Source organism: Flavobacterium aquariorum, from assembly GCF_003254745.1.
GTDB lineage: Bacteria > Bacteroidota > Bacteroidia > Flavobacteriales > Flavobacteriaceae > Flavobacterium > Flavobacterium aquariorum.
In genome coordinates, this window is record NZ_QKXH01000016.1 from 38,450 (window position 1) to 47,560 (window position 9,111).

General features: G+C 38.8%; 2 protein-coding genes. Both read left to right on the forward strand.

Annotated features, from left to right (window positions below; genetic code table 11):
- The first annotated feature begins 255 nt into the window (after window positions 1-255).
- Window positions 256-6,270: a T9SS type B sorting domain-containing protein gene (locus DOS84_RS18635; RefSeq protein WP_111411613.1), complete on the forward strand. Its 6,015-nt coding sequence runs from the start codon at window positions 256-258 to the stop codon at window positions 6,268-6,270.
- A gap of 157 nt (window positions 6,271-6,427) precedes the next feature.
- Window positions 6,428-9,111, forward strand: a 2,684-nt coding sequence (locus DOS84_RS18640; RefSeq protein ID WP_111411614.1) for a chitobiase/beta-hexosaminidase C-terminal domain-containing protein, incomplete at its 3' end; no start/stop codon positions are given.

The following is a 9,111-nucleotide window of genomic DNA, read 5'->3' on the forward strand; positions in this document are numbered from 1 at the left end:
AGTGAGTTTGTGTAAACTTTTCAACACTATCACGTTTTCGTAATTGAATTAAGAATAGCGTAAGTTTAACAAATGAAAATTTACATAAATTTAACATTCGATAATAGAATATCTGTAATTTGTAAAGCTTAAAAAAGAGTAATTCGTGAAATTTTAACTCAAAAAAAACATATATTTTAAATTATTGAAAAATTGTTCAATTCTAAAAAAATTGAAAACCAATCCGCCAAACCAAATTATTTATAACCTACACTTATGCGAAATTATACTTTGCAATCCCTTTTTGCCCCAAAAAAGAGATTACTGTTTACCGTTTTATTTTTTATAATATCAGTCTTTTCAAATGCTCAGAATCTTATTTCGAATGGAGGGTTTGAGGGTACTGGAGGCTATAGCAGTAATTATTCACTTATTACACCAAGTGGAAATAGCACGCCTGGTCAGTATGCAATAACTACCAATCCAAAACCTGTAAATACAGCCAACTTTGTTACAAGTACAGACCACTCTGGAACAGGTAATATGATGATAGTTGATGGTCAGAATAATGATATTTTTTATAAATATACTAATTTGCCTATTCAAAGAGGATTGAATTACACTTTTACGTATTGGATACGAAATGTGAATAATGTGACAAATGGTGCAAATCCAGCGCCAAAAATTGATTTAACATTATCCAATCAATGTCCTTGTAACAAAGTACTTATTGCGGGAAACTCTGATGTTGGATTGATGCCGGCAGGATGGAATAAAGTATCGTACACCATAAATGTGCCTGGGACTGGAACCGCTTTTATTCATTTTGAATTGTCAACAAATGCAGCCGGTGGCGGTGGAAATGATTTTGCAATAGATGATATTTCTTTATATGCACCACCAGCACCTTTGACGATATCGACTTCGTTGACGAATCCTTCTTGTCCAACTGGCAATGATGGGGTAATTGTTGCTTATCCCAATGGAGGTGTTGGTCCATTCACTTTCACATTGTCAGGAATGGCCACTGCTACAAATTCCACGGGAATATTTCAAAATTTAGCGGGAGGGACCTATTCTGTATCTGTAACCGATTCAAACTCTCCTCCTAGTTCAGTTTCGGCTCCGGCTATATTGATAGCTCCAGCTGATATAACTTTAAATGCTTCACCAACGGGATGTTTGTTGTCTGGTGCATCAGTTACTTTGACCGCTGCTAATGGAGGTGCAACTTATGGTTGGTCAGCTTCTCCGGGTGGTCCAATTTCGGGTACTGGTAACAGCATTGTTGTAAATCCAACGGCTACTACAACTTATACGGTAACGTCTACCACTATCCCTCCTTCTGTTGGTAATTTGATAGGAAATTCTGGTTTTGAAAACGGAACTTCTGGTTTTTACTCTGATTATGGATATTCTGTGACGAATACAAGTGGTACTCAGTTTGCGTATGGTATAGTTTCAAATCCTTCGACTTGGTATAATAAGTTTACAACCTGCGGAGACAAAACTACCGGTACAGGAAAAATGCTTGTTGCAGATGGAGCGACAATTGCGAATAGTGTCATTTGGTCACAAACCGTTCCTGTTGAAACATCAAAAAGTTATAATTTTTCATTTTGGGTTCAAAATATAGGAGATGGTAGTGTTGCTACTTTTCAAATCCTTGTTAATGGTGCAGCAATTACAACAACTCCCGTATCGGCAACGAATGTTGTTACTGCAGGAACACCGGCAACAACAATCTGTAATTGGACAAATATAACTGGGACTTGGAACTCCAGTGCAGCAACTTTAGCTACTATAAAAATTATTGACACCAATATCTCAGGTGGCGGAAATGATTTTGCTATAGACAATATTTCTTTTAGTACAGTGAGTTCAAAATCTTGCGCATTGTCAACATCGACTGTTGTGACAATTGGTGGAACAGCGCCGGTTGTAGGGTTCTCGTATTCAACACCAGTTTGTAAAAATGGATCCAATCCAACGCCAACGGGTGTTTCTGGATTTGTTGCGGGAGGGACTTATAGTTCAACTGCAGGTTTAAGTATAAATGCAACTACGGGTGTAATCGATTTGGCAACTTCAACAACTGGTACCTATACTGTGACTTATTCGTTAGCTGCAAATGCGGCCACTTGTCAATTGGCTGGGTCATCTACTTTTAATATTACCATAAACCCCGTTCCAAATATCTTGACGACTCCAGGCGGTAATTTATGTGGTTCAGGAATAGTTAGTATGTCGGCAACTGCTACTGCTGGGTCAACAATAAATTGGTATACGGCGACTACAGGTGCAGCATTCACAACTGGAAATACAGTAAACACGCCTTCAAGTATTAGTATGTCTACGAATTATTATGTAGATGCTACTTTAAATGGGTGTACATCGGCTCCACGAAGTATGATTACCGCAACAATAAATCCAATTCCAATCATTCTGACTACTCCGGGAGGGTCAAGTTGCGGTGGGGGTATTGTCAATATGTCAGCGACAGCGACAGCTGGATCGACGATCAATTGGTACACAGCTACAACAGGAGCTTCTTTTGGTACTGGTAATTCAATAAATACTCCTACAAGTATTAGTGCAACGACTACTTATTATGTAGATACTACTCTAAATAGTTGTACAACCACTTCAAGAGTTCCAATTGTAGCAACTGTAAATCCTCCTTTGACTTTTGCTTGTGGCACGCAAACCAACAGTAGCGTGACATTTAATTGGAGTTCAGTTTCTGGAGCAACAAGTTATGATTATACGTATACAAAATCTTCAGGAGGTTCTGCTATTACGGGAAATATAGTAGGAACAACCTTGAATGTTTCGGGTTTATTGCCTAGTGAAAGTGTGACTATTAGTGTGAGGCCAATTGGAAGTCCATGCTCCATCTTTGTTGGGCCATTTACTTGTGCAGCTTCTGCTTGTAATACCCCATTAACAAACCCCATTGCAAACATTCCCGTTTGTGCAACTGGTATTATATCAGTTTCAAATTTCACAAGCCCACTTGGTGCTACAGCTACTTTTACATGGGCAAATGATAATGTGGTTATTGGTTTAGGTTCAAATGGTTCTGGAAATATTCCTTCGTTTCCTTCAGCAAATGTAACCACTACTCAAATCGCCAAAATTACTGTAAATGCATATGACCCTGTCACTTCTTGTACAGGTCCAGATATGGTTTTTTATATTACTGTAAATCCTTTACCAACGGTTACTGTAAATAGTCCAGCTGGGTGTGCAGGGAATAGTGCAACGGTTAAGGCTACTCCTGGAATTACAGGAACTTATGATTATGCTTGGACAGTGCCTGCTCTTGCAACTCCACCGGGGAATGTACCTAGTTTTTCCACCGCGGTTGCGGGGAATTACAGTGTTGTAATAACAAATAATGCGACAACTTGTTTTAGTGCTAGTGCTTCTGGAGCAGTAACCATCAATCCGTTACCTACGGTTACAGTAAACACACTTCCTGTATGTTTTGGAAACAATGCTACCGTTACTGCGGTTCCTGGCATTGCTGGAGTTTATACATATACATGGGCAATACCAACTGGGGCAACTTCGCCAGGAAATGTGTCAAGTTTTTCTACCACAGTTTCAGGAACATATAGTGTAATTATAGCTGATGCTAATTGTTCGAGTGCAAGCGCTAGTAATACGGTAGTTATTAATCCTTTGCCAGTTGTTTCCGTAAATAGTCCTACAGTTTGCGCGGGATCATCTGCCACTGTTACCGCTAACCCTATAATTGCTGGGACTTATAACTATACTTGGACAGTACCGGCTACCGTAACTGATCCAGGAAACGTAGCCAGTTTTTCTACCACAGTTGCAGGAAATTATAATGTAGTCATTACAGATCCAGCAACAACCTGTTCCAGTGCAAGTGCATCAGGATTAGTGACTATCACTCCTTTGCCAACACTCGTATCAACTTCGGCAGCAGCAACTACTGTTCAGGCCCTTTGTATCAATACCGCAATCACACCAATAGCTTATGCTGTGGGAGGTAGCGCAACAAATGCAATGGTTTCAGGATTGCCTGCTGGAATAAATGGAGTTTTTGCATCTGGGGTATTCACTATCAGCGGGATTCCAACAGTTGCGGGAACTTTCAATTATTTAGTAACAACTATAGGTGGTTGCTTACCTGCAGCAAGCTTGGGAGGAACAATAACAGTCAGTCCATTATCGACACTTGTTTTGACGTCGGCTGCTTCAACGACCAATCAAGGTTTTTGTTTGAATTCGGTATTGAATACAATAACATATTCAGTAGGAGGCAGTGCAACAGGTGGTGTAGTAAAAGGTTTGCCTGCGGGAGTAACAGGTAGTTTTTCAGGAGGATTAGTTACTATAAGTGGCACTCCAACGGTATCTGGTTTGTTTAATTATACTGTAACTACGACTGGAGGTTGTTCGCCTACAGTGATTTTAGGTGGTTCAATTACAATTAATCCTTTGTCAACGATGGTATTGTCGTCGGCTTCAACAACTACAAGTCAAACAATTTGTTTAAACGATTCGATTACACCAATAACCTATACAGTTGGAGGTAGTGCTACTGGCGCAAATGCGACAGGATTACCTGCGGGAGTGCTAGGGAATTTTGTTTCAGGTGTTTTTACGATTAGTGGGACACCTACAGCTGCAGGAACTTTTAATTACTCTGTAACTACAATAGGAGGATGCGCTCCAGCGATTAGCTTGAACGGAACAATAACTGTAAATCCATTGCCGATGGCTGATTTTACAGGATTGACAGCCATTTGTTCTGGAGAAACGACAGCTGTCGTTTTGTCAAGTACAATTCCAGGATCCACCTTTTCTTGGAATGCTGTACAAAACAATGTAACTGGTGCTTCTTCGGGTAATGGAAATGCAATAAATCAATCACTTACGACAACTGGTAATAATTTGGGGCAAGTAGTATATAATGTGACTCCGGTAGTAGGAAGTTGCATTGGATTGTCAAAAATGATAACAATAGATGTAAGTCCTGTTCCTAATGTTATAGAAAACACAGCAAAGAAAACGTTATGCTCTGGAGAAGCAACGATTATTGATTTATCCAGTGTTATAGTGGGGACTGCATTTTCGTGGACAGTAAATACTAATGGAGTTACTGGTGCTGTTGCCGGAACTGGAAGTAAAATATCCCAATTGCTCTCCAATGCAGGTTTTGTACCAGGAACGGTAGATTATGTTATAACGCCTTCAATAAATGGATGTGCGGGTGCTTCTGTTACGGTCACAATTACTGTTAATCCTTTGCCTGAAGTTTTAGGGACACCTCCAGGAATAATTTGTAGTGGGTATAGCACTAATATTACTTTATCTCCAACTATTGCTGGAACAACTTTTGATTGGACTGTTGCTGAGGTTGGGGTCGCAGGTGCAACTGCAGGTGCAGGAAATGCAATAAGTCAAATTTTAGAGACTACTGGAACATCTCAAGGAAATGCAATATATACAATAACTCCGAGCCTTAATGGGTGTCTTGGCGCTCCTTTAGACATTACGGTAAATGTAAATCCTTCTCCAATACCAACACTTGAGGATGGTGTTATTTGCGTAGAAAAAGCAACTGGGATTGCCTTTAAAACATATACATTGGATTCGGGATTAAGTGCATCTAAGTATAATTTTCAGTGGTATTTTAATTCACAACCTATAAGCGGAGCCTCTTCTAGTGCTTTTGAAACTGCTCAATCTGGAGATTATAAAGTGCAAGCGACTAATAATGTCACTGGCTGTGATGCGACATCTGAAACAGCAAAAGTGATTGCTTCTTTTCCAGGATTGGCTATTACAACTAATCAAACATTGGCTTTTTCTGATAACGCAACTGTTGAGGTTATTGTTACAGGAGGTGATGCTGTTTTCGAGTATCAATTAGACGGAGGTTCTTTTCAATCTTCTAATGTGTTTGATGAATTGAAACCAGGTCCACATACGATAACAGTTGGAGACGAAAATGGATGTACGGGTTTAACTCAAAACTTTTTTGTAATAGGTTATCCTAAATTTTTCTCTCCAAATGGAGATGGCCATAATGATAATTGGAATGTCGTGGGTCTCGAAGGACAACCCGCATCGATTATTTATATTTTTGATCGTTATGGTAAATTATTAAAGCAAATTAATCCAACAACTGATGGCTGGGATGGTTTTTACATAGGGGAGCAAATGCCAGCAACCGATTATTGGTTTACTATACAATTTACGGAGCAATCTGAAATTAAATTATTTAAATCCCATTTTTCTTTGATTCGGTAATCATAATTTGACTGAGTCATTCCACAACTCTATACGAGCAAGTTTTAATAATTACAAATACTAAAGAGAGTAAAGTCTTTAATTAAATCAATTTAATGATTTTTTTAGAGACTTATGTCCCTCTTTGAGCCTTTAATCTAAACAAATTTCAATCTATATGAAGAATAAAATTCTATTACTAATAGTACTATTTAGTTGCTTCAATTCCTATGTTTTTTCGCAAACTAAAGCGACTGGAAGAGAAGTAATGATACAAGGATTTCACTGGACTACGGATGTTTCGGCAACCAAATGGTACGAGGTAATAAAAAGCAACTCATCAATTTTGCAAGCTGCTGGTTTTGATGCAATTTGGTTACCTCCGCCTAGTAAATCCACTGGAGGTATGGGGTACATTCCTACTGTATGGTATGATTTGAATAACGCTCAGGGAACACAGGCACAATTAGTGTCTTTGATTACGGATCTGCATTCAAAAAATATCAAAGTTATTGCCGATATTGTAATCAACCATAGAGGAGGTGCATTAGGATGGTATGATTTTTCTACTCCATCTTGGAATACTCCAACCGAGACTTGGTCTATTTGTAATAATTCTAATATTAGTTCTTCTGGACAAAAAGGGACAGGTAATGCAGATTATGATCCAGTAGCCGCAGGTTTAAAATCTGCCGGTGAATCGGGTTCATTTTCAGCGGCAAGAGACTTGGATCATTCTAATGCATTGGTTCGTGAAGGAATTAAAACTTGGATGAATTGGCTAAAGACTGATATTGGTTTTGACGGATGGAGATATGATTTTGTGCATGGTTATGATGGGAAATACATCAAAGAGTACAATGATGCGACTAATCCTTATTTTTCGGTGGGAGAATTATTAGAAGGGAATAGGGATAGAATTGTAAAATGGATAGATTATACCAAAGCTGGAACTGCAACAGCATCTTCGACGGCTTTTGATTTTGCGACTAAAAGTGCTTTGCAAAATGCATTCAACGACAATAATTTAAGTTATTTAAAAGATGGTTCAGGTAAAGCATCTGGTTTGATTGGAATTTGGCCGTCAAATGCTGTCACTATGTTGGATAACCACGATACTGGTCCATCACCATACGGGCAAGATCTTTGGACTTTTCCTGGAGCTCAAGTTTTAAAGGGATATGCTTATTTACTGACACATCCTGGTACTCCAATGGTTTGGTGGCCACATTATTTCAATTGGGGCATCAAAACTGAAATTGATGCGATGATTAGAATAAGAAAAGACAATCAATTAAGTAGTACTTCGGCACTGAATATTGTTGCAGCAACCAATAATTTGTATGCTGCCATAATTGATGATAAAGTGGCTATGAAACTTGGTACTGATAGCTGGACACCAACGGGAACGGGTTGGATACTGAAATTGTCAGGGACAGGATTTGCAATTTGGGATAAATTGAGTGCAGTGGATGTGCCAAGTTTAACTGTTGTAGATGCGGGCGGAACTTACAATACAGGAACTACTGTAAACGCAGTTTTGACAGCAAATTTAAGTACATCTACCATTTATTACACTAAAGATGGTACTGAGCCTACAACGGCATCTGCATCTGCAGTGGGTTCAAAAAGTTTGACAATTACAACAAACACCACTTTGAAAGCTTTTGTTAAAAATACGGCTAATGTGAGCTCTGCAGTAAAAACTGAAACTTACACTTTTAGCACAGCTCCTGCATTTACTGTGTATTTCAAGAAACCATCAACATGGAGTTCTACCGTAAAAATATATTATTGGGGAACAACAGGTACTGCAACTGCAGTAACTTGGCCTGGAGTGGCAATGACTCAAGATTGTGGTGATTGGTATTCTTTTACTTTTCCATCCACAGTAAGTGCTTCCAACTTGATTTTTAATGACGGTACATTAAAAACCGCAGATCTAACTGCAACAGCCGGAATAAAGTATTATGATGCTGGATGGTTGTCTGCAGAGCCAGTAGGGAGATGTCCTATTTCTCCCAATTTGACTATTGCTCCAACAGGAGGATCATTCACAACGGGAAATACTGTAAATGTTGTTTTGACTGCCAATGTAAATACCTCAACGATTTATTATACTACAGATGGAACCGAGCCTACAACGGCTTCAAGTTCAGCAGTTGGAACCAAATCTTTAGCAATAACTGCGAATACTACTTTGAAAGCTTTTGTTAAGAATGTTACCAATGTGAGTTCGGCTGTAAAAACCGAAGTGTATAGTTTTAGTTCAGCTCCGGATTTGACGATTGCTTCAGCAGGAGGATCATTCACAACGGGAAATACTGTAAATGTTGTTTTGACGGCCAATGTCAATACATCTACTATTTATTATACGACAGATGGAACCGAGCCTACAACGGCTTCAAGTTCAGCAATTGGAACCAAATCTTTGGCAATAACAGCGAATACTACATTGAAAGCTTTTGTTAAGAATGTTACCAATGTGAGTTCGGCTGTAAAAACCGAAGTATATAGTTTTAGTTCTACTCCAGATTTAAGTATTTCGCCAGCAGGAGGAATCTTTGCCATAGGTAACACTGTAAATGTTATTTTGACTGCCAATGTAAATACATCAACGATTTATTATACAACAGATGGAACCGAGCCTACGACAGCTTCAAGTTCAGCAGTTGGAACCAAATCTTTAGCAATAACTGCGAATACTACTTTGAAAGCTTTTGTTAAGAATGTTACCAATGTGAGTTCGGCTGTAAAAACCGAAGTATATAGTTTTAGTTCTACTCCAGATTTAAGTATTTCGCCAGCAGGAGGAATCTTTGCCATAGGTAACACTGTAAATGTTATTTTGACTGCCAATGT

Excerpts from the sequence above, each read along its gene's own strand:
- DOS84_RS18635 (WP_111411613.1), top strand. The coding sequence starts at position 256 with ATGCGAAATTATACTTTGCAATCCCTTTTTGCCCCAAAAAAGAGATTA.